Below are 21,364 nucleotides of genomic sequence, written 5' to 3' on the forward strand. Positions count from 1 at the left end.
TTGGATTTTTTTATTTATTTTTCAACTGGCTCGATTTTTTCTTTACCACCCATATACATTCTAAGTGGTTCTGGAATTTTTACGCTGCCGTCTGCTTGAAGTAGATTTTCTAAAAATGCTATTAGCATTCTTGGTGGTGCTACTACTGTATTGTTTAATGTGTGGGCAAAGTATGTGCCATCTTCTCCACGAAGTTTGATGCCTAGTCTTCTTGCTTGAGCATCTCCTAGGTTTGAGCAAGATCCTACTTCGAAATATTTTTGTTGACGTGGGCTCCATGCTTCAACGTCCACTGATTTTACTTTTAGATCTGCTAGGTCTCCTGAACAACATTCTAGGGTTCTTACTGGAATTTCTAGGCTTCTAAAGAAGTCAACAGTATTATTCCACAATTCTTCGTAAAATGTCATTGAGTCTTCTGGTTTACAAATTATAACCATTTCTTGTTTTTCAAATTGGTGGATACGGTATACTCCACGTTCTTCGATTCCGTGAGCACCTACTTCTTTTCTAAAACATGGAGAGTAGGATGTCATTTTTAGTGGCATATCATCTTCATCTGTGATTGTATTAATAAATTTACCAATCATTGAGTGTTCAGATGTACCTATTAGGTATAAATCTTCTCCCTCAATCTTATACATCATATTCTCCATTTCTTCAAAGCTCATAACACCTGTTACTACTTCACTTCTTATCATAAATGGAGGGATGTAATATGTGTAGCCACGGTCAATCATAAAGTCTCTAGCATATGAAAGAATGCCTGATTGGAGTCTTGCTATATCACCCTTTAGATAGTAAAAACCAGAACCAGAAGTTTCACGAGCTGCATCTAATTCTATACCATCAAAACTTTCCATAATATCAACATGGTATGGTACTTCAAAATCTGGCACTACTGGCTCACCATACCTATCATTTTCCACATTTTCGCTATCATCTTTGCCTAGAGGTACAGATTCGTCAATGATTTGTGGAATTTTTTGCATTCTCGTTTTGATTTCTTCTTCAAATTTTCTAGTTTCTTCTTCGATGTGAGTCAATCTGTCGTTGATTTCTCCTACATGGGCTTTTGCAGCTTCTGCTTCATCTTTTTTTCCTTGGCCCATAAGAGCACCGATTTCTTTTGAAACTTTATTTCTTTCAGCTCTTAGATTATCTCCCTCAGTTTTTACAGATCTTCCTTTTTCATCAAGTTCTAGAACTTCATCAACTAGGTGTAATTTTTCTTCTTGAAATTTCTTTTTGATATTTTCTTTTACTAGCTCAGGGTTTTCTCTAACTAATCTTATATCTAACATTTTTTCTCCTTTTTTGCATAAAAATAGACCATCATCCTACATGGGACGAAGGTCTCGTGGTGCCACCCAATTTTTATGTATAGTACATACTCAAATTTAAAAAGCTAAAGGTAGATTCACTACTAACCACCAAAGATTTTCACCAACCATCTTCTCTCTAAAGGCTTTATAATAGTTACTAAGTCTTATCATAGCTCATATTTACTTAAGTATAGTATATAATAAAAATATATTTTATTCAATCCCTTTTTGTTTTTTTGAAATTAAAAGTCCAAATAAAAGGGAGATTAAAAAGATAAATACAAAGGCAAATCCAGCATCTGCCATAGGTAATTTATTGATACCATTTACATAAAAATTATTGCTAAAACCAAGGGCGCTAAGAGCATCTGCAAAACTTACAAGAGCCACAGCTCCTATTGAGATTTTATAAGCTAAGGGGCTAATATTCCCCCTATCAATTAAATTTAAAATATAAAGGCTTATTACAATAGGATATACAAAGAGCAATATTGGGATAGATATTTCCATTATTTTGTCTACTCCAAGGATTGAAAGTACAAATGATATTACTACCCCTAGTCTTACAAAAAATCTGTATGATAACTTTTTGAAATTTTCTGCAAAAATAGATGCAAAAGCTGAAACTAGCCCTATGGCTGTAGATAGGCATGCAAAACCTACTACTAGGCTTAAAGCAATTTGAACATTGCGACCTAAAAGATTTTCTGATATAGCTATTAAAAGACTAGTCCTATTTAAATCTGGATCAGCAAAGGCAATTGATTTTGCACCTACATAAGTAAGACCAGTATAGACTATTACCAATCCAAAAACAGCAATTAGTCCTGAATAAATAGTTGCCCTTATCAAATCATTTTTTTCACTTATTCCCTTATTTTTTAAATCTTCGAGGATAATTCCTGTTAAAAATATAGGGCCTAGAGAGTCCATGGTCTGGTAGCCTTCTATAAATCCAGCTGAAAACTTGTTGCCAGCTGTTGACTCTAAAACTACATCTGGGTAAAAAATTCCTTTTATAATCAAAATAGCTAATATTATTAATAATGTGGGTGTCAAATATTTTCCCACCCTATCTACTACCTTTGAACCATTTATGGTTAAAATATAAACTAGGGCAAAAAATAAAAATGAAAATAATATCTTATTAATATTTGGATAAAAAGGGCTCAATGCAACTTCATAAGTTGTCGCTCCAGTTCTGGGAATAGATAGTAGCGGACCCACTAAAGTTATACAAACTAGACTTAGAATACTTCCAAAATTATTGCTAAGTTTACCACCAAAAGACTTTAAATTCGCTGATCTAAAACTTAGTGCCAATATACCTAGTAAAATTAACAAGGAATCCGATAAGTTAAAGCCAAGGGATGCCAAAAACCAATCTTTTCCTGAATTCAATCCCAAAAATGGAGGAAAAATTAAATTGCCCGCACCAAAAAATATGGCGAAAAGGGCAAGTCCTGAAATAATTATTTGTTTTGTATCTAATTTTTTTTGCTTCATCGCTTTTACCTGCTTAAGTGTTTTACTTTTTATTATACAAGTTTTATTTAAAAATAAAATAGCTTATAGAATTTAATTTTTACTTTCATAATAATTCTCCATAAGCATCTCCAAAAATATTTTTACTTTTATATTTTATCCTCTTTTGTAAAAAAAATAAAGATGGCTAGTTTGCCATCTTATCTAATACATGATTTATTGCTTTTTGAGGAATTCCAATATCTTCTACAATACATTTGTTTTTATAAATTGATCTCTCATACACACCTTTTTTCATCAGCTGCATAGAAACTATCAAATCACAATCAACAATTTCACCCCAGCTGTCTCCACTTGTAGTGTCAAGACCTGAAGGTACATCAATGGAAATAATGTATTTTAAAGAACGATTTATAAGTGAAATTACGTAGGCGTAAGTTCCAGATATTGTGCGATCAAGGCCCGTTCCAAGTATTCCTTCAATAATTGTAGAAATATTTGAAAGATTTTTTTCCATAAATTCTAAGTCTGCAATGGTTTCTAGGCTATAAAGATTATCTGTTAGATTTTTTACAGCTTCATAATTTATTAAAAATTCACTGCTTGCCTTTGCTATATCTCCAACAATATATATATCTACATAATATTCACGAGCTAGCAGGTTTCTAGCAATAGCAAGCCCATCTGCCCCATTGTTACCAATGCCAACTACTATAGCAAAAGTTTTTCGAACTTCTAGATTGATATTTTTTATAACAGCAAGGGCAGCTCTTTCAACCAAGGCTAGGGCAGGAATTTTTAGTTCACTTATGGCGTACTTATCAATTTCTATCATCTGTTTTTTATCTACAACTAGCATTGTCACCTCAAAAATTTCTTGTTTTAAGTCTCAAATCTTCCCCAAATATCTCAAAAACTTCACTATTTCCTATAATTCTAGAAAAAATCCTATCTCCATAAGTTTCTAATAAAGTAGATTCATCAAAATTTGTAGAAAAAATAATTGGCTTGCCGGCAATCATTCTATTGTTAACAACTTCAAATAAATTTGCGGTATCATTTTTGCTGGAAGCTTCACTTCCTAGGTCATCTATAATTAGTAAATCACATTCTAGGATAAAATCAAATTGGTCTTGGTGTTTGGCCCTGGCTTCTTCAAATGCCCAGTTGTAGTCGTTTAAAAACTTAAAAAGTCTTGATGAGGTCATATAAAGTACAGAATAATTGCGATCAAGAATCTCTTTTGCAATTGCATTTAGTAAATAAGTTTTGCCACGGCCCACTTCTCCAAAAATATATAAATTATCAGTTTGTTTGTCAAAATTATTTATAAATCCATACAAGGATTTTTTTATAAGCTGGATATTTTTGTAAGGCGTTATGGGGTAATCTTTGTAAGGGTTATCAGAAAATAAAGAATCATCAAAATTTCTAAAGTTTTCTATAGAAATTAAATTCCTGATATTTGATTGGTTGTAGTTTTCATCTATTATAAGCTGCTTGCGACAAGAACACATTTGTGTACCTACAAATCCAGTATCCTTGCAAATTGGGTGATGGTACCTTATTTCCATATAATCTTTGGCAAAACCATTTTGCTCTAGGATATTAATTTTTTGCAATCTCAGATTTTTAAGGTCATTTTCCTTTTCTTCTGTACTTAGTCCTCTTAATCCATCTTGGATTATAGAATATCCTAGTTCTTTTATATTTTTATCCAATGACTCCATGCTAGGAATTTTACTATATACCTCACTGATGCGTTTTTGTTGGTCGATTAGATTTTTCTCACGCCTTTGGGCTAGGATATTTGTCACCTTACCATTAGTTTCCATTCAAATCCTCCCCTAGCATTTTTTTAAAACGTTCCTCACGGGCTTTTTGGGCATAATCTTTTGCATCGTCATTTGTAGAAGCTTTTTTTCTATACTGGCGTGGAGAATTTTTGCAGGCTAGTTTTTGCCTTTCTTCACGCATTTTTAAGTCATTTAGGGTAAAAATTCCTTGGTCACGCCATGTTTTTATGTAACCTAGGACATATTTTACATCCATATTGCCATTTACTTTTCCCTGGCGAAATGCTTCTGTTACTAGTTCTGGATCTGCCTTATAATCTGCTAAAGTTTCTTGGATCCTAGTGATATCTGCTGTTGTTAGATTTCTATCAATTATTCTTTCGATGTTATCAAACATAATTGATTTTCTGCCAGCAATATCGTAGCTAATTTCATTATCTGATTTTGAATTATCCCCATAATACATTTGCCTTATAGATATAATCTCTATATATTTTTGACCTGTTGAATCTTTTTTCTCGCGGAAAACACCCATGTTTACCCAAAATTCTATGCACTCATTGAATTTTTCTTCAGTAAAGGATAATTGTTTTTGGATTTTTTTGCTATCTACAATACCAGTATTATAAATGTCCTTGTATACTAATAAAAAAACTTTAAGGCTATCCCCATCTGCCATTTGCACATAGGTATTTAAAAACATATTTTCAAAAGCTGTAGTACCCAAATCAAGCTTTACATCTTGCATCTTAAAGTTCATAATAATCATCCTTTTTTAAGTTCATAATTAGTATCTTGGAAAATATAATATCTCTTTTGCCCTCAAAATATCTTTGATCAAAATCTATATTTTGGTTTTCAAAAACTTCTGTAGTGTGGCCGCACTCCTTAAAACCCAATTTTTTGTAAAGATTTATGGCTCTTTGGTTAAATAAATTTACTTCAAGAATCATTTCTCTAAATTTTAACTCATTAAAATAATAATCTAAAAATACGGACATGGATTCATAACCATAGCCTAAAGAAACAAAATTCGGATCAAAAACTATACCAAGTTTTGCTTTTTTGGTCAATGGATTATAGTTTTTTAAACCCATAAATCCAATAAATCTGTCATCTTCAATCCTTTTGACTGCAAAATATTTTTTACGCGGTGTTGTTACAGAATTGTACCAAAAATTTATTTCAAAATCTGTCAGTCCCCCATAATTGTATCCTGATAGCCTTGGGTCATCAAATTCTCCCCAATTTTTAAAACCAAGGGCTGTTTCACGATTTATTTTTTCGATGTAAACCCTAGGTGTTTCAAATTTACTATACATTTTCTTCCCTATAACTTAGGTCTCTAAAAGTTGTACATGGTTTATTGAAAAATAAATCTAGGGTTCCTGTTGCACCATTTCTGTGCTTGGCAACTATAACCTTGGCAATATTGGGATTTTCTTCTTCATCGTAATAATCTTCACGATATAAAAGCATAACTACATCGGCATCCTGCTCAATGGCACCTGATTCTCTGAGGTCTGATAAGATTGGTTTGTGATCAGCTCTTTTGTCGGCCTCACGGGATAATTGGGCAAGGGATAAAATTGGGCAGTTTAATTCTTTAGAAAGTGATTTTAAACCACGAGAAATAGACGCAATTTCGTTTTGCCTATTTTCTTGACGACCGTCTGCTTGCATCAACTGAAGGTAGTCGATAACTACAAGGTCTACACCTACTTCAGCCTTGAGTCTTTTAAGTTTTGATCTCATTTCAGATAGGGTTATTCCTGGAGTTTCATCTACATATATGTCTTTTTGAGCAATTTCTTTTGTAGCTCTAAATAATAATTCCCACTCATCATCCTTTATCCTACCATTCATGACCTGCTCTAGGTCAATCATACTTACCATGGATAAAAGTCTGTAATTTAACTGGAGGGTGGACATTTCTAGAGAGAAAAAAGCTACTGATTTTCCTTCTCTGGCTGCATTCCAAGCCATAGTTAAACCTAAAGCTGTTTTTCCCATGGCCGGTCTGGCTGCAAGTAGGATTAATTGGGCTGGTTGCAGGCCTGAAAGTTTAAGGTCGATTGTTGATAGTCCTGTAGCAACTCCAGTTATATCACCATCATTTAAGGATAATTCGTTGATTACTTGAACTGTTTCATCAAGGGTATCGGCTACTTTTATCAAACCTTCATTTAGCTTGCTTTGGGAAATATCAAAAATCTTTCCCTCAGCCATTGATAATATTGAGCTAACATCTTCATTTTGCCTGTAGCTAAGCTCCATAATATCTTCACTTGCCCCTATTAGACTTCTAAGCAATGCTTTTTCTTTTACAGTTTTTGCGTATGTATCGATATTTGGAGTATAAAATGAGGAGAGGGTAATCTCAGTGATAAACTCCTCCCCTCCAACTTCTTGTAATATATTTTCATTCTTAAGCTGGGATAATAAACTTATTTCATCAACCTTAATGTCTTTTTCAAACATTGTGACAATAGATTTATATATCCTCTGTGTCCTAGAATCATAAAAGTCTACAGGTTTTATTATTTGATTTGCCTTATCGAAAGTTTCATTTTTTTTGATAATACTTCCGATGATGGCTTTTTCTGCTAAGAAGTCGTATGGAAGAGGCCTACTTGCCTCTGTCACTATTGTACCTCAGCTACAACTTCTACTTTAAGATTTGCGTTTACTTCTGGATAAAGTCTAACATTTAGTTCAAAATCACCAGCTCCGTCGATTTTTTCAACATCTTCGATTCTTTTTCTATCGATTTCGATTCCTTGTTCTGCAAGTGCTTCTGCAAGGTCTTTGTTTGTTACTGATCCGAATAGTTTGCCATCTTCACCAACATTTACTTTTTGAGTAATTGTAAGTGCTTCGATTTTTTCTTTTAATTCTTCAGCTTCTTTTCTATTTTCTGCTTCTTCAGCCTTTAATTGTGCTTGCATTTCTTCAAGCTCAGCCATATTCTTTTTGTTAGCTTCTACAGCTAGTCCTTGTGGGTTTAAGTAGTTTCTGAAGTATCCTGGTTTTACGTCTACTAAGTCCCCTTTTACACCTACTCTTACAATATTATCTGTTAGTATTACTTTCATTTTCTTCTTCCTCTCTTAAATATTCATTTATTGCTTTTTTTAGCATATCTTCAGCATTTTCCATGCTCATGTCTAATTGGGTTGCAGCCGCCGTTAAGTGGCCACCCCCTCCGATACGTTCTAGTATTAATTGTACCGATATATCACCTAAGCTTCTACCAGAAATGTGAATTTTGTTATTAGCTTTTGTAAGTACAAAAGATGCTTTCACACCCTTTATAGTTAGCAAATCATCAGCAGCCTGACTTGCAATTAAGCTAGAACCATCAATATCTCTATTAAAATGAGCTATGGCAATCATATCATTTACTATACTCGAATCTGCTATAACTTCCGACTTATATTTTACAATTTCAAAGTCATCTTTAAACATACGTTTAATGTAGACAGAATCAGCTCCCCAGCGTTTTAATATACTTGCAGCTTCAAAGGTACGGACACCTGTTTGGTAAACAAAATTTTTGGTATCAACAGTTATTCCTGCTAGAAGTGATTCTGCAATAGATGTCCTTGCCTTAAAGTCCTCATCAAGGTAATTTAATATTTCTGTAACAAGCTCTGATGCACTTGATGCATAAGGCTCAATATAAGAAATAGTTGCTTTTTTGATATAGTCATTTCCACGTCTGTGGTGGTCTATTATAAATATTTGATCAGTTCTTTCTATTAGGCTAGGTGCCTCAGTAGAATTTTTTCTGTGATTATCACAAACAACTACAAGCGATGAAGGTTTTATTCGGGCAAGGGCTTGATCTTCTGTTAATATATTATCTTTAAGCTCCTCAAGAGTCCCTGTCGTACTTTGATACATATTTTCAATTTGTCTTGGAACTTCATTTAAAATTATGTATGCATCTTTTCCTAAAAATCTTACACCCTCATATACTCCAAGGGATGAACCAAAAGAATCCATGTCTGGATTATTATGACCCATAATATAAACATCCGTAGATGCATTTATCATTCGTCTTAGCGCTCCAGAAATCACCCTTGATTTTACTTTTGAGGTTTTTTCTGTAGCCTTTGATTTTCCACCAAAATATTCGTAATTATCATCTATTTTTACAACTGCCTGGTCTCCTCCACGAGAAAGAGCAATCTCAATTGCAACTCTAGAATCACCATATATTTCACTTGGATTTGCTCCTGAAATACCTGCACCAATAGATAATGTTGGATTTATAGTATTTCCAGCCTCTATTTCCCTAATTTCATCCAAAATAGAAAATTTATCATCATGGATTTGCTGGTAATCTTGGTATTCCATGATTACCATATACCTGTCGTTTTCGTATTTTCTTACAATACCATTATGGCCATTAAAATATTCATTGATTTTTCTATCAACAGCTCCAAGAACCTGAGGTCTACTTACAGAATCAGTTGAGCTTCTCAAATCTTCATAATTATCAAGATAAACTGTGAAAAATACCAGTCTCTTATCCTTAAATAATTGCTTTATAGATTCATCATATGAATTATCAATGCCATATAGAAAAGTTTCAGTAGTTTTTAATTCGTCATTAAAAATTGTTGAAAAATAAAATTGCATTGATTTTTCGTCAATTACGATTGTGATAGGTTGAATAATTTCCTTATCTTCAAAATTAATATGCTCAAAATCTGGAATTAAATTTGAAATATCAACTCCCACTAAATCTTCACCAGGAAATAAATTTCTAAAATATCCATTGTGCCATTTAATATTTGTTCCATCATTTAAAACTGCGATGGGAAAAGGCATCTCAAAAACTAAGTTTTTTGTGATACTATCAAAACTTAAATGTACATCATCTACATATCTTTGAATGGCTTTTTCATTATAATCTCTTTGGTTTTGCAAATAAAAATACAGGGCTCCACATGCTAAAATAGCTATGGCACCAGCTATTTGGTTATAATAAAAAACAAATACCGAAGTGATAACTGGCAGGATCATAGTATAAAAAATATTTTCATTAGCCTTCTTTGAATTATTTTTCATCTATCCTCCTTATCTTTTTCCTAAAATCAATAAATATATCACTTATGCCTAGCAAAATAAAGATAAACATAAAGAAATAGAAAAATATTATGATAAAAAACCATCTCATACTACGGGATAAGGCCCCAGCTTTTCTCATTGTTAGGTAATCATAGGTCAATATACCATTTAAAATTAAAAGTATGGCAAAAATACCAATAATATTTGCAAATATATAATTTGCTGGCACACTTATAGCAAAGCTTAATATAAAATAGATTACTAAAGCAATTGCAATAAGACAAATAAAATCTTTTTTGCTAAGTCTAATGTTATTTAGATGTTTAATATCTTCACCTTTATTTTTGTAGGCCAAAAAGTTTCTAACTATTTTTAAGGAAAACAAACTATAAATTATAGCAAGCCCTGACAAAATAGATGGATAAAGGGCAAAAGACAGTTCATAAATATTTTCTGGAATATCATATTCTAGATTTGTAGAAAAAACTTCCTTCATTTCGTTTGCCATATCTGTGATAGTTATATTTTCGTTAATCATCTGATATTTATATATTCCAATAAATAACAAGCTTGCTAGGGCAAAGTTTATGAATATCTGATCTTTATCAGATAAATTTGATTTTACTAATCCTATTTGTATTAAAGATAAAAGTAAAATCGGGATAAAAAACAAGATATTTTGTTTAAAATCTCCAAATATTAGCCCAATTAAAAACGAACTGGCAAAAACTATTAAAAATTCACCAATTCCCTTATCTAGACCAATAGCAGAAAAAATAATTGGTATGCTAGCAAGCAATAAAAAACTATCTCCTGCTGTGATAGTTAAAATACTGACTAGGCATATGTAAAATAAAATATTGACTATCTTATTTATATTTTTACTAATGTCCATAAAATTCCTTTCACTTAATTTTAGCACAAAGGTTCAAATCGAACAATTTGATTTATATATTTTACTTCTTCCTTGCCAAGTATCAATTTTTAAGACCTGGCCTATAAATTATATTTAGATAAATTTTACAATATAAAAAGCACTAATTAAATTAATAATTAGCACTTTTTTCTATTATATATCAAGTGTTTCTAACAATTCATTTCTATAATCAGTAAATTCCTTGCTAGTTCTTTTTCTAGGATATTCTAAATCAATTGGAACTATTTTTTTAACCCTGCCTGGGCGAGGTTCCATGACAATAACTTTTGTTGACATATAAACTGCTTCGTCAACATCATGGGTTACCATAATTGTCATATTTTTTTCTTCATTCCATAATTTTAGAATTTCATCTTGCATATTCATTCTGGTAAAGGCATCTAAGGCTCCAAGTGGCTCATCTAGCAATAGAACTTCAGGTTTATTTATTAAAGTTCTAATTAAGGAAACCCTTTGAGCCATACCACCTGATAGGTTTGATGGATATGAATTTTTAAAATCCAATAGCCCAACCTTGTTTAACATATTTTCAATTGTTTCTTGGCTTATCTTTTCTTTATTTTTTAATTCTCCAGAAAATCCTACATTCTCACCCACTGTCAGCCAAGGAAATAGGGTTGATTTTTGAAATACCATTCCTCTCTCGCTAGAAGGACCTACAATTTCCTTATCATCTAATAATATTTCTCCTGTGGTTGGGAAAATTAATCCTGCTATCAATCTTAAAATAGTAGATTTACCACAACCAGAAGGCCCAACTATACTTACAAATTCACCATCACGGATTTCAAAATTTATGTCATCTAGGGCGTTTGTGATGCTATTACTATCTGATCTTATAAAAGATTTTGATACATTATTAAATTCTAACTTACTCATCTTACACCACCAACTTTCCATTTTAAAGCCCTATTGCTTATTTTTTTGATAATTATATTTACAAGGATAAATGTTAGGGCTAGTAAAATAATCGCACCATACATTGCTGAATAATCAGCCCATGAGGATTTCCAAGTAATATACCAACCAAGTCCACTTTCTACTCCCAGCATTTCGGCTACGATTAACGCATTACAAGCTGCACTCATACCTGCAATTAACCCTTGGAAAATATTTGGAGTTGCTGATTTTATTGCAATTCTACGAACCAGTTCCGAATTTGTCGCTCCTAGAGTTTGTGCTGCCTCATAATAAGATGGCTCTACATTTCTAATACCTGTTATAGTTGCTAGAGTTGTTGAAAACCAAACTCCAAGGGCAATTATAAATACCGCTCCTTGGAAAAGGTTGATTGCAAGAACCATTACAACTGGTAGCCAAGTGGTAGTAGGAATTGGTCCCAAAAGTTTTAAGAAGGGATCTACCCAGTAATTTACTTTTTCAAAGTATCCTGCCAAAATACCTGTAATTATTCCAAGTATTGCTCCTATTATATAACCTGTGAATAGTAGTTTTAAGGAACTAAATACAGAATCTGCCAAGAAGCTTGTATCTTCTTTCATCGAATTAAAAATCATATCAAGCCATGGGAAATATGGCAAGTCTAATTTTCCTGTTTTAAGAGTTGCAATATCATATAAGATTAATACTACAAATACAAAAGTATAAAAGTTTGATTTGTATAAGAGCCTATCTCTTACTTTTTCATTTTTTAATCCTATTAGTAAGGCGATTATATATATTGCAAGTAGGATTGCCAAAAATTCTGGGTAAAGATTTGTTTTTACTACTGAAGGATCGTAATCTGGCATAAAGAAATATTCCAAAATTGCAAGAAAACCTGCAATTATTGGTAATATCAATTTAAAACGCTCTTTGTTTTTATTTCTTGGTTTAGATTCCAGTTTTATAAGTTCATCACGGGTTAAGTTTCTAGTGGAGTTTGGTCTTTTATTTATTTCGGCAGTCGGTTTTTCATTATTAATTGCCATTTTTTCTCCTTAACTATTTTCTAACTACTTCTACTTCTCCATTACCTAATGGTCTCCAGAATTCTTCCATTAATTCATCTGTTGTTTTGTTATCTGGGATTAGTTTTAATTTTTTGTAGTCATCAAAGTATGTTCTAAGTGTTTCTTCCCCATCTTTGTTTGTTAGTGTGTAGTCATATGCTTTTAATAAATCAGCTGCTACTTCGGGATCACCTTCTGCTAAGTTTTTATCTTGTAAAACTTTTATTGCATCTTCTGGATTTTCTGCTGCGTATTGGTTACCTTTTTCAATTGCTTCTGCTACTAATTCTGCAATCATTGGGTTATTATCTACGAATTCTTTGTTAAATGCAGTTACACAGCAAACTTCTTTACCAAAGTCTTCATCACTTGTAAGTGATCTGATTGGTCTGATAATATCTCTTTGTAAGAATTCTTGAGCAAATTGATCATCAAGAACTGCACCTTGAATTTCGCCACTTTCTAGTGATTGGATAACTGCAGCGCTATCAACAGGTTTGATGTTGATAGCATCTGGATTTACATCATCGTGGATTAAAAATCTTAAAAGTGTGTTGTGTCCACTATTTCCAATACCATTTGTTACTGCTACAGATTTTTTAACTAGGTCTGAAGTATTTTGGTATTCGCTATCTTTTAGGACATATAGTGATTTACATCCTGAATGTGATGCTGTTGAGAATACATATTTTAATCCCTTTGTTGCTGGTACTAATAAGCCACCAAATTCTCCTGTCATAGCATCAAGTTGTCCACTACTTAGAGCATCTTTACCACTTTTTGTGTTAACAAACTCAACATCTACTCCAGCTTCTTTGAAATAACCATTTATTTCTGCTAAGTTTTGACCAGCTATACATAAGTCACCATCAAAACCAATTTTAACTGGTGTACCATATCTTGGTTCTTCTTCAAGACTTGCTGCCTTAGCTACATTTGTATTTTCTTCTTTTTCTTCTACACTTTCATTCTGTGTTTGAGTTTGTGTTTGATTTGCATCTTGATTTCCACATCCTGCAAAAGTAAGTCCACCTAATAAAAGTACTGCTAATAATTTATTTTTTTTCATAATTAAAAACTCCCTATTTATTCATCGCAACAACTACGTTGTTCTATTTGTGACATGTCAAAATCTTTATCCATAAAGTCAACTTTTTGTAAATCATCGACTAAAACTTCTTCTTGCTTGCTATTTTCATTAACCTTTTGATTTGTACCTGCATCAGTGCTACTACAGGCAGAAAGGCTTATACTCATGGCCAAGCCTAGTGATAGAAAAACAATTTTTTTCAGTACACTTATTCCTTTCTTAAACATATTACATGAACATAAAAAATCCCCGCCCAAAAAAGGACGAGGTTATCGTGGTTCCACCTTAATTTATTTTAAGAAAATCTTAAAACCTTAATGTGCTTAACGGGCACAAACGTCATAGCCTACTTTACTTTCGGTATGAAACTCAAAGATGCACTTCCATAAGTTCTTCAAGGATTTTTCTCAGCTAACAAATCTCTCTGTACTTGAAAATAAATATGTACTCTTCTTTTCCTAGTTATTCATGTAGGATAAATATACCACCCTAAAAATATATGTCAATATTTTTTTGTAATATTTTTATGAGCTAATAAATTTATAAAAACACTTTCCCTTATATTTTGTTTAAAGAATTTCATTTGCTGGTATATTATTTATGACAAAGTTTTTAAGAGGTAAAGATGAATTTACAAAAATTTGACGAATTTGATATATCAATCATCAGCGATCCCCATGTGCTTGCTTATGATTTGATAGCAGATACTGAAGATTTCGAAAAAGAAATCAAAATAGACAGAAAACTTTTGGTAGAAAGTGAAGCCTTGATGGACCAAGCCTTATCAATGGTTGATAAAGTAAGTAGCCAGTTTCTTTTTTTGCCAGGAGATTTAGTAAAAGATGGTGAATATAAATCACACGAAATTGTAAAAAAATATCTTTGTGATTGGAAAAACTCCGAAGAAGGCCGCGAAGTTTTTATGATTCCTGGCAATCATGATTTAAATAATCACAGGTCCTACGATTTTAAAAATGCAAAAAAAACCAAAAACACTACACCAAAAGAGTTCTATGAGCTTTATTCTTTTATTTATGAAAATCCCTATGTCCTTGAAATGTACAAGGATTCTGAGATTTTTAAAAATTATTTAGCTAGGGTCAATAAAGAATATGACAGAGAAGAAAAATACCAATATTATGCCCACGGATATTTTTCATATGTATCAAGGATACCTAGCCAGATAAATAATAGTGGTCTTACAATAATATGCTTAGACTCATCAATTTATTCTGCAGATACTGAACAATCTCACAGAGATGGAAGAGAAAATGTTCCGGGATCATTAATTCTTGAGCAAATGAAATGGACAGTTGAAAAAATAGAAGATGCCAAAAAACGTAATGACATGGTTTTTGTTATGGCCCACCATGCCCTTATGCCAAACTTTAGAAATCAAGAATTAGTTTTCTCACCATTTATAATAAAAGAATGGAGAACAAAATTTATTGACGATGATCCAAGGATAAATAACAAAACCCCAATCGAAGTTTTGGCTGATAATGGTGTAAAATTTGTCTTTACAGGCCACTTGCACGAAAACGGTACAGCAAAATACGTTTCAGAAATGGGCAATGAAATTTATGATGTGCAGACAGGATCTACGGTTACCTATCCTCTGCCAATTAGGCATATAAAAATAATCAATAAATTAGAAGAAAACAGTGGCTTTGAAGTATATATAAAAACTGAGCTGATAAAACAATTTACCTACAGAAACTTGGCTAATGAAATAGAAGTTGTAAATGATGCAATTAACTATACAATTGAAAAACAACTTTCACTTAGAGATGTACTCCATAATTACATTAGAATTCAGGCCAACAACCCAAAATATGCCCACATAAATCTCCAACCCCTACTCATAGAAAAAGCAAGTGTTTATCTTAATGAGGATGTTCCTGAGCATGGGTATATGAATAAAATTGTTTTTCCAATGATTTATAAATACTTCCCTATTTCTAAAAAATATGTTGGAAATGTTGATATTGCAAAAATTGACCACGAATACGAATTTCAAATTAGGTCTATAAAAAATTTATTGCATATTAAGGCTACAAATATTGAAGAAGCTATTGATGTTATTTTTGACCAAATTGAGGATAAAATTTTAATCCCTTATAAAATTGTAAACTATTGGGATAGGATAATTAATAAGGCTTGGCAAATGCCAATTGATGAAGAGGGTAATACTTTTTATGATTTTGCCAACTACATTTATCAATATAGGCCTTTGGGAGAAGACGAACGCCCTGCTTATGTTTCAAGAATGATTGAGAATTTAAATAATCCTAATTACAATTTAATAAATATTGTTATAGAATATTGTGGGGATGAAATAAACGAAATATTTGATACATTTACAAGCTCTATTAAGCTTGAAAAAGATGGAAGCAAGGAAAAATTCTTTAGGGATTTAATCCAAACCGAAGGTTTTACATCAGGTCTTGCCTACAGATTCTTAATAAAAAGAGTAAACAATCTAAGAGATTTATTAGACTTTTTCTCAAGATACCTAACCAAGAAAAAAGATTTGACAGGCGTGGACCTTGCAAAAAGAATTTTAAATACAAAATCAGCTAGGATTGCTAAAGAAACTTTCTCAAACCATATGTTTGGTCAAACTAGTCTAAGAAAATTTGTAATTGACGTTGTAAATTCAATGAGTGATGAAATGGTAGAAGTTTATCAAAATGAAGATTTAAATGAGTTAGAAAAATATTTTAACTATATCGAATACGATGACACAAATAATTAAAAGACTTTTAGAAAATCTAAAAGTCTTTCTTTTTTTTAATATCCGCTATCATCCCCAAAAACTGCATCTTGGGTAAAGTTAAAACCTAGTTTGCGAAGTTCGCTTTTTTCACTGTCATTTAAAATGACTGTGGAGTGGGCATCTAAATTTTTTAAATTTTTAATCTCTTCCATGGCCATATGGGTCAGTGGATTTGTTGTTGCTGAGATTGCAAGGGCAATTAGCATTTCATTTATAGATAGGGATGGCTCTATTTCTCCAAGTGCTTTTGTTTTTAGATTTGAAACTGGCTCTATAATATGAGGACTCAGTAAAAGTATTTCATCATCTATTTTTCCAAGTTTTTTTAAGGTATTTAAAATAGCAGCAGCTGGAGCTGAGAATAGATCTGATTTTTTGCCTGTAATTATTTGCCCATCGTCCATTTCTATTGCAAATGATTCTTTGCCAGTTCTTTCTCTTTTTTCTCTGGCAGCTAAGGCAACTTTTCTATCTTCTGCCTTTATATCCAAATTACTCATTAGGTTTTGGATTTTTTCTATAGAGGTGTAGGATTCTTTGGCAAATCTGAAATCTACCAAGGCGTTATAATAACGACGTATTATTTCTTCCTTGCTGGCTTCTATTGCTGCATCTTCATCTGTTATGCAAAATCCAACCATATTTACACCCATATCAGTTGGCGATTTGTATGGAGCCTCTCCCATTATTTTTTCAAGCATTCTTTTTAAAACTGGAAACGCTTCAACATCTCGGTTATAATTTACCGCCAATGTACCATAGGCTTCTAAATGGTAGGGATCTATCATATTTACATCATTTAAATTTGCAGTAGCAGCTTCATAAGCCATGTTTACTGGATGCATTAAACCTAAGTTCCAAATCGGAAATGTTTCAAATTTGGCATAGGAAGATCTTTGACCTTTATTGTGGTCTAAGTACATTTGTGAAAGACAGGTTGCCATTTTTCCAGATCCCGGACCTGGCCCTGTAACAACAACCAATGGCCTGCTTGTTTTTATATAATCATTTTTGCCAAAACCATCTTGTGAAAGTATGTGATCGATGTCATTTGGATAACCGTTTATATTATAAGTCCTGTAATGATTTATATTTAGATTGTCCAAATATTTTTCAAATCTTATAGCCCTTTCTTGGTGGGAAAATTGGGTGATTACGATACTATTTACTAAAAATCCCTTTTGTTCGAAGGCTTGTTTTAGTCTTATAGATTCTGTGTCATAGGAAATATCATTATCTCCCCTAATTTTGTTATTTTCTATGTCGTTGGCATTTATTGTAATTATTATTTCTGCCTTTTCCTTGATGCTATCTAACATTCTTAGCTTACTATCTGGCAAAAATCCTGGCAATACCCTTGAAGCGTGGGCATCATCAAAAAGTTTGCCGCCAAATTCTAGATATAATTTATCAAAGTGGCTTATACGTTCCAATATTTTTTCAGATTGAGATTTTATGTATTTTTCATTATCAAAGGCTATCTTCTTCATAACTCCTCCATTTGCTATTTTAATTATAACAGATTAAATTATAAAAATAAAAAAATCGGAAGTTTTATTTTTCCGATTTTTGTTCTAATTTTCCGTAGCCTTCTGTCATGTAATGGTTATCTTCATAATCTATCCAAAGTACATCTGCTCCATATTCTTCAGCAACTTTCAAACCGGTTTCAAAATCTACTGTAAATAAATAAGTGCTTAGGGCATCTGATAATGCTATATCAGGATGTATCACTGATACTGATTTAAAATATTTTGATGGATAGTTTGTGTCTGGATCTATGATGTGATGGTAAACTTCTCCATCGACTTTGTAAAATCTTTGATAGTCACCACTAGTTACTACTGTGGTATCTTCAAGGCCAATAACGCTTACATAAGGATTTTTAGATTTTAAATCCGGGTTTTGGATGGCTATTCTCCATAGGCCATCTTCTCTATCTGGATTCTTACCTATAAGTACATCATCACCACCAATTGAAAGTATACCGTGTTCTAAACCAGCTTCCCTTAATTTTTCTTCAATTTTTTTGATTGCATAGCCCTTACCCTCAGCTCCAACATCGATTTGAACATTTGAATCTGTTATATACACAGTATTTTTTTCATGGTCGATTTCAATTTTATTTATATCACTGTGGCTGGCAGCTTCTTTTAATTCTTCTTCACTAGGAATTTTTGCATTTGCTTCATCAGCAAGGCCTTCTTCCCTATAATCATGCCATAGGCTTATTAAATTTCCTAAAGCCATATTTATTTTTCCATCAGTATAGTCATAAATTTCTTTACTATAATCTAATAGTTCAATAATAGCTGGATCTACTTCTACTGGCTCTTTTCCTGCATTTTCATTTATGGTTTTTACGTTATTCACACCTTCAAAATCATCGTATGTGTTAAAGAATTTGTGGTATTTAGATAGTTCATCCTCTAGTATATTCTTGTATTTTTCAAATTCTTCTTCATCTTTTGCATATGCTAAAAATTCTGTCACTGTATCAAAATAATCATAGAAAACTGAATTATATTTTTGTAAGTCTGTATTATTTACAGTACTTTCTTCTTTTGTAGCAGTCTGACTTGCTTGCTCTGCCTGGTTTTCACCATTGCAAGAAGTTAAGCTAACTGCAATTGCCAGGGCCATTAAAATCTTTTTGTAACTCATAATTTATTTATATTTATTGTCTCCATATCTTTTTTTATTTGAATGCCTTCATCATCTGCCCAGTATAATAAAATATTTCCCGCAGCTTTTGATCTAAAATCGTAATAGCTATCCTCAAGTCCTAGGGCATAAACTGTATCCAAAAACTCTTCACTTGGTGAAAATCCGTCATATTGGTCTATAAATTGATCTTTTTGAAATCTATCTAGGGTTTCTAAAAATGCTTCACGAATATTTGCCCTATCAAATTCATCACGACTTGGCATTAAAACGTAATGTTCTATATCATTTTCAATATCAACATAATCTTTTATAATATCTTCTTCTGTTTGTCCTTGGTTGATGCGGATAATGTCTAAACTTTCTGTATTTAACCACATAGCTTTTAGATAAGAATCCTCATCTAGCAATGTCCATTTTTCTACCAACCAAGATAAATTAATTGGTTTTTTCATTTTTTTAATATTTCAAAGACCGCCGCCTCATATTCCCAAAGCTCTAGCCTTAAAACTTCTCCCTTTCTAATTTCAATTTTTCTATAATCATTCTTTGCACCACCATAATTAGGATTAAATGAATTTATTCTTTCAATAAATATCAAATCTTCATCATAGGCAAATTCATATCCCCAATGATACATATTTGCCATATTTAAAACAACTAAAAATCTAGAATTATCTGCTCTTCTCTCATAGGCAAAAACTGAAGTTTTTGCATCATCTACAATTATCCATTCAAATCCTTTTTCATCATAGTCATTTGCAAAAAAAGCAGAATTATTTTTATAAATATAATTTAAATCTTTGATAAATCTATTAAAATCATCGTGGACTGGATAATTTTTTATATCCCAATTAATAGATTCATTTTCATTCCACTCGTCAAAAGTGGCTATTTCATTGCCCATAAAATTTAATTTTTTGCCAGGATGGGTCATTTGATAAGTATTTAAAACTTTTAATTGTTTAAATCTATTTTCATAGTCCCCATTCATTTTATTAATCATTGGCTTTTTAAGATGGACTACTTCATCATGACTTAGGGGTAACAAAAATCTCTCATTATAGAAATAAAACATCGAAAATGTTATTTTATTATGATACATGGACCTATTAAAAGAGTCAACTTCAAAATATTTTATAGTATCATTCATCCAACCCATGTCCCATTTGTAATCAAAACCTAAACCCTGATCAGAATTTTTATTTGTCACAAGAGGATATGATGAAGAATCTTCTGCAATCAACATTACATTTGGATATTTTTTTGCCAGTGTCTTATTTAAATCACTGATAAATTTTATATTATCCTCATGGACTCCACGATTTTCATTTCCGTTATAATAAATCATATATGAAACAGCATCCACCCTTATGCCATCTAGGTGAAATTTTTCTATCCGATAGGCAAAGCTTGATTTCATAAAACTTCTTACATGGCCTTTAGAGTAGTCAAAATTAATTGATCCCCACTCAGAATAAGTAAGCCCCTCATAAGGAGATTCGTACAAATGCGTCCCATCAAAAGTTTTTAGTCCATAATAATCATTTGCAAAATGAACTGCCACCAAATCTAGGATGACTCCAATGCCATTTTGATGCAAGAGGTCTACAAATTTTTTAAAATCTTCTGGCCTTCCATAGCGAGAGCTTGTTGCAAAAAAACCTGTAGATTGGTAGCCCCAAGAAGGATAAAATGGATATTCTGTAACCGGCATGATTTCTACATGGGTATAGTTCATTTCTTTAACATGAGCAATTAATTTATCTACTATATCTAAAAAATTAACATTTTGCCCATATCTTAACCAAGAACCAATATGTATTTCATATATATTCATTGGCTTGTCAAAATTTTTGCTGCGATTTTTTACAAATTCATCGTCATTAAAATCATAATTTTCATCTACAATTAATGAAGCAAAGTCTCCCTCATGGTCCATAGCTCTTGCAAATGGATCTGTATGCTCTACCCAATTGCCATCTTTAACGACAATTAACTTATAAAAATCCCCAATTTTTGCATTTTCGAATATATAAAAATATCCATATTCTGGATTTTTGCTCATCTGATGATTTTCCCAATTTGTAAAATCACCTTTTATAAACATTTGGTCTGCGTTTGGAGCGTAGACTCTAAATATATATCCATCTTCATAAGGGATGGGTCCAAATATTTCATGACCATTGCTGGCATGACCATTAATATAATTTTCGATTTGCTCATGGTCTGTTTCAATAATATTTATTTGCATTGT

Annotated in this window: 19 protein-coding genes and 2 other annotated features; of the genes, 1 reads left to right on the top strand and 18 read right to left on the bottom strand. The window is 32.1% G+C overall.

Annotated elements, in window-relative coordinates; translation table 11 throughout:
- Nucleotides 1-14 precede the first annotated feature (14 nt).
- The 14 genes from serS to ACF3NF_RS01725 form a co-directional block, all read right to left on the bottom strand.
- Nucleotides 15-1,304, bottom strand: coding sequence for a serine--tRNA ligase (gene serS / locus ACF3NF_RS01660; protein WP_394023662.1), 1,290 nt, complete (start codon nucleotides 1,302-1,304; stop codon nucleotides 15-17).
- A 38-nt stretch (nucleotides 1,305-1,342) separates the two neighbouring features.
- Nucleotides 1,343-1,505, bottom strand: a binding site (T-box leader).
- A gap of 33 nt (nucleotides 1,506-1,538) precedes the next feature.
- Nucleotides 1,539-2,831, bottom strand: coding sequence for a branched-chain amino acid transport system II carrier protein (gene brnQ / locus ACF3NF_RS01665; RefSeq protein ID WP_394023664.1), 1,293 nt, complete (start codon nucleotides 2,829-2,831; stop codon nucleotides 1,539-1,541).
- Between the two features lie 166 nt (nucleotides 2,832-2,997).
- A complete protein-coding gene (locus ACF3NF_RS01670) occupies nucleotides 2,998-3,669 on the bottom strand; it encodes an NAD(P)H-hydrate epimerase (protein WP_394023666.1) in 672 nt (223 codons plus the stop codon).
- 7 nt (nucleotides 3,670-3,676) lie between these two features.
- Entirely contained in the window at nucleotides 3,677-4,645 is a 969-nt protein-coding gene (locus ACF3NF_RS01675; protein WP_394023667.1) for an ATP-binding protein, read from the bottom strand.
- Nucleotides 4,635-5,366, bottom strand: coding sequence for a DnaD domain-containing protein (locus ACF3NF_RS01680; protein ID WP_394023669.1), 732 nt, complete (start codon nucleotides 5,364-5,366; stop codon nucleotides 4,635-4,637). The genes ACF3NF_RS01675 and ACF3NF_RS01680 overlap by 11 nt, the downstream gene beginning before the upstream one ends.
- Nucleotides 5,356-5,928: a GNAT family N-acetyltransferase gene (locus tag ACF3NF_RS01685; RefSeq protein WP_394023671.1), complete on the bottom strand. Its 573-nt coding sequence runs from the start codon at nucleotides 5,926-5,928 to the stop codon at nucleotides 5,356-5,358. The genes ACF3NF_RS01680 and ACF3NF_RS01685 overlap by 11 nt, the downstream gene beginning before the upstream one ends.
- Nucleotides 5,921-7,252, bottom strand: coding sequence for a replicative DNA helicase (gene dnaB, locus ACF3NF_RS01690; RefSeq protein WP_394023673.1), 1,332 nt, complete (start codon nucleotides 7,250-7,252; stop codon nucleotides 5,921-5,923). The genes ACF3NF_RS01685 and dnaB overlap by 8 nt, the downstream gene beginning before the upstream one ends.
- Complete coding sequence (gene rplI, locus ACF3NF_RS01695) at nucleotides 7,252-7,701, bottom strand: 50S ribosomal protein L9 (RefSeq protein ID WP_394023675.1); 450 nt, start codon at nucleotides 7,699-7,701, stop codon at nucleotides 7,252-7,254. The genes dnaB and rplI overlap by 1 nt, the downstream gene beginning before the upstream one ends.
- Nucleotides 7,679-9,685 carry a DHH family phosphoesterase gene (locus ACF3NF_RS01700; RefSeq protein WP_394023677.1) on the bottom strand — a complete coding sequence of 669 codons (2,007 nt, stop codon included), beginning with the start codon at nucleotides 9,683-9,685 and terminating at the stop codon, nucleotides 7,679-7,681. The genes rplI and ACF3NF_RS01700 overlap by 23 nt, the downstream gene beginning before the upstream one ends.
- Complete coding sequence (locus ACF3NF_RS01705) at nucleotides 9,675-10,580, bottom strand: YybS family protein (RefSeq protein WP_394023679.1); 906 nt, start codon at nucleotides 10,578-10,580, stop codon at nucleotides 9,675-9,677. The genes ACF3NF_RS01700 and ACF3NF_RS01705 overlap by 11 nt, the downstream gene beginning before the upstream one ends.
- A 174-nt stretch (nucleotides 10,581-10,754) precedes the next feature.
- Nucleotides 10,755-11,501, bottom strand: a complete 747-nt coding sequence (locus ACF3NF_RS01710; RefSeq protein ID WP_394023681.1) for an ABC transporter ATP-binding protein — start codon at nucleotides 11,499-11,501, stop codon at nucleotides 10,755-10,757.
- Nucleotides 11,498-12,553, bottom strand: coding sequence for an ABC transporter permease (locus ACF3NF_RS01715; RefSeq protein ID WP_394023683.1), 1,056 nt, complete (start codon nucleotides 12,551-12,553; stop codon nucleotides 11,498-11,500). The genes ACF3NF_RS01710 and ACF3NF_RS01715 overlap by 4 nt, the downstream gene beginning before the upstream one ends.
- 13 nt (nucleotides 12,554-12,566) lie before the next feature.
- Entirely contained in the window at nucleotides 12,567-13,643 is a 1,077-nt protein-coding gene (locus ACF3NF_RS01720; protein ID WP_394023685.1) for an ABC transporter substrate-binding protein, read from the bottom strand.
- 17 nt (nucleotides 13,644-13,660) lie between these two features.
- A complete protein-coding gene (locus ACF3NF_RS01725) occupies nucleotides 13,661-13,831 on the bottom strand; it encodes a hypothetical protein (protein WP_394023687.1) in 171 nt (56 codons plus the stop codon).
- 89 nt (nucleotides 13,832-13,920) lie between these two features.
- Nucleotides 13,921-14,133: a binding site (T-box leader), on the bottom strand.
- 156 nt (nucleotides 14,134-14,289) lie between these two features.
- Between ACF3NF_RS01725 and ACF3NF_RS01730 the strand changes: the two genes are divergently transcribed.
- Nucleotides 14,290-16,422 (top strand): metallophosphoesterase family protein, encoded by a 2,133-nt coding sequence (locus ACF3NF_RS01730; protein ID WP_394023689.1) that lies wholly within the window; start codon nucleotides 14,290-14,292, stop codon nucleotides 16,420-16,422.
- Between the two features lie 35 nt (nucleotides 16,423-16,457).
- Here ACF3NF_RS01730 and ACF3NF_RS01735 read toward each other — a convergent pair whose 3' ends face one another.
- The 4 genes from ACF3NF_RS01735 to glgB all read right to left on the bottom strand — a co-directional run bounded on the left by ACF3NF_RS01735 (nucleotide 16,458) and on the right by glgB (nucleotide 21,361).
- On the bottom strand, nucleotides 16,458-17,933 hold the full coding sequence (locus ACF3NF_RS01735; RefSeq protein WP_394023691.1) for a DUF1846 domain-containing protein: 1,476 nt from the start codon (nucleotides 17,931-17,933) through the stop codon (nucleotides 16,458-16,460).
- A gap of 64 nt (nucleotides 17,934-17,997) precedes the next feature.
- Nucleotides 17,998-19,107: an FAD:protein FMN transferase gene (locus ACF3NF_RS01740; protein WP_394023693.1), complete on the bottom strand. Its 1,110-nt coding sequence runs from the start codon at nucleotides 19,105-19,107 to the stop codon at nucleotides 17,998-18,000.
- Complete coding sequence (locus ACF3NF_RS01745; RefSeq protein WP_262122028.1) at nucleotides 19,104-19,562, bottom strand: UPF0158 family protein; 459 nt, start codon at nucleotides 19,560-19,562, stop codon at nucleotides 19,104-19,106. Before ACF3NF_RS01745 ends, ACF3NF_RS01740 begins: the two co-directional genes overlap by 4 nt.
- Nucleotides 19,559-21,361, bottom strand: a complete 1,803-nt coding sequence (glgB, locus tag ACF3NF_RS01750) for a 1,4-alpha-glucan branching protein GlgB (protein WP_394023695.1) — start codon at nucleotides 21,359-21,361, stop codon at nucleotides 19,559-19,561. Before glgB ends, ACF3NF_RS01745 begins: the two co-directional genes overlap by 4 nt.
- Nucleotides 21,362-21,364 lie beyond the last annotated feature (3 nt).

Origin of the sequence: Anaerococcus martiniensis, assembly GCF_043187485.1 — a bacterium.
GTDB lineage: Bacteria > Bacillota > Clostridia > Tissierellales > Peptoniphilaceae > Anaerococcus > Anaerococcus martiniensis.

Bases quoted from the DNA above. Each gene is read 5' to 3' on its own strand.
- serS (WP_394023662.1), bottom strand. From the start codon at position 1,304: ATGTTAGATATAAGATTAGTTAGAGAAAACCCTGAGCTAGTAAAAGAA.
- brnQ (WP_394023664.1), bottom strand. From the start codon at position 2,831: ATGAAGCAAAAAAAATTAGATACAAAACAAATAATTATTTCAGGACTT.
- ACF3NF_RS01670 (WP_394023666.1), bottom strand. From the start codon at position 3,669: ATGCTAGTTGTAGATAAAAAACAGATGATAGAAATTGATAAGTACGCC.
- ACF3NF_RS01675 (WP_394023667.1), bottom strand. From the start codon at position 4,645: ATGGAAACTAATGGTAAGGTGACAAATATCCTAGCCCAAAGGCGTGAG.
- ACF3NF_RS01680 (WP_394023669.1), bottom strand. From the start codon at position 5,366: ATGAACTTTAAGATGCAAGATGTAAAGCTTGATTTGGGTACTACAGCT.
- ACF3NF_RS01685 (WP_394023671.1), bottom strand. From the start codon at position 5,928: ATGTATAGTAAATTTGAAACACCTAGGGTTTACATCGAAAAAATAAAT.
- rplI (WP_394023675.1), bottom strand. From the start codon at position 7,701: ATGAAAGTAATACTAACAGATAATATTGTAAGAGTAGGTGTAAAAGGG.
- ACF3NF_RS01700 (WP_394023677.1), bottom strand. From the start codon at position 9,685: ATGAAAAATAATTCAAAGAAGGCTAATGAAAATATTTTTTATACTATG.
- ACF3NF_RS01705 (WP_394023679.1), bottom strand. From the start codon at position 10,580: ATGGACATTAGTAAAAATATAAATAAGATAGTCAATATTTTATTTTAC.
- ACF3NF_RS01710 (WP_394023681.1), bottom strand. From the start codon at position 11,501: ATGAGTAAGTTAGAATTTAATAATGTATCAAAATCTTTTATAAGATCA.
- ACF3NF_RS01715 (WP_394023683.1), bottom strand. From the start codon at position 12,553: ATGGCAATTAATAATGAAAAACCGACTGCCGAAATAAATAAAAGACCA.
- ACF3NF_RS01720 (WP_394023685.1), bottom strand. From the start codon at position 13,643: ATGAAAAAAAATAAATTATTAGCAGTACTTTTATTAGGTGGACTTACT.
- ACF3NF_RS01725 (WP_394023687.1), bottom strand. From the start codon at position 13,831: ATGAGTATAAGCCTTTCTGCCTGTAGTAGCACTGATGCAGGTACAAAT.
- ACF3NF_RS01730 (WP_394023689.1), top strand. From the start codon at position 14,290: ATGAATTTACAAAAATTTGACGAATTTGATATATCAATCATCAGCGAT.
- ACF3NF_RS01735 (WP_394023691.1), bottom strand. From the start codon at position 17,933: ATGAAGAAGATAGCCTTTGATAATGAAAAATACATAAAATCTCAATCT.
- ACF3NF_RS01740 (WP_394023693.1), bottom strand. From the start codon at position 19,107: ATGAGTTACAAAAAGATTTTAATGGCCCTGGCAATTGCAGTTAGCTTA.
- ACF3NF_RS01745 (WP_262122028.1), bottom strand. From the start codon at position 19,562: ATGAAAAAACCAATTAATTTATCTTGGTTGGTAGAAAAATGGACATTG.
- glgB (WP_394023695.1), bottom strand. From the start codon at position 21,361: ATGCAAATAAATATTATTGAAACAGACCATGAGCAAATCGAAAATTAT.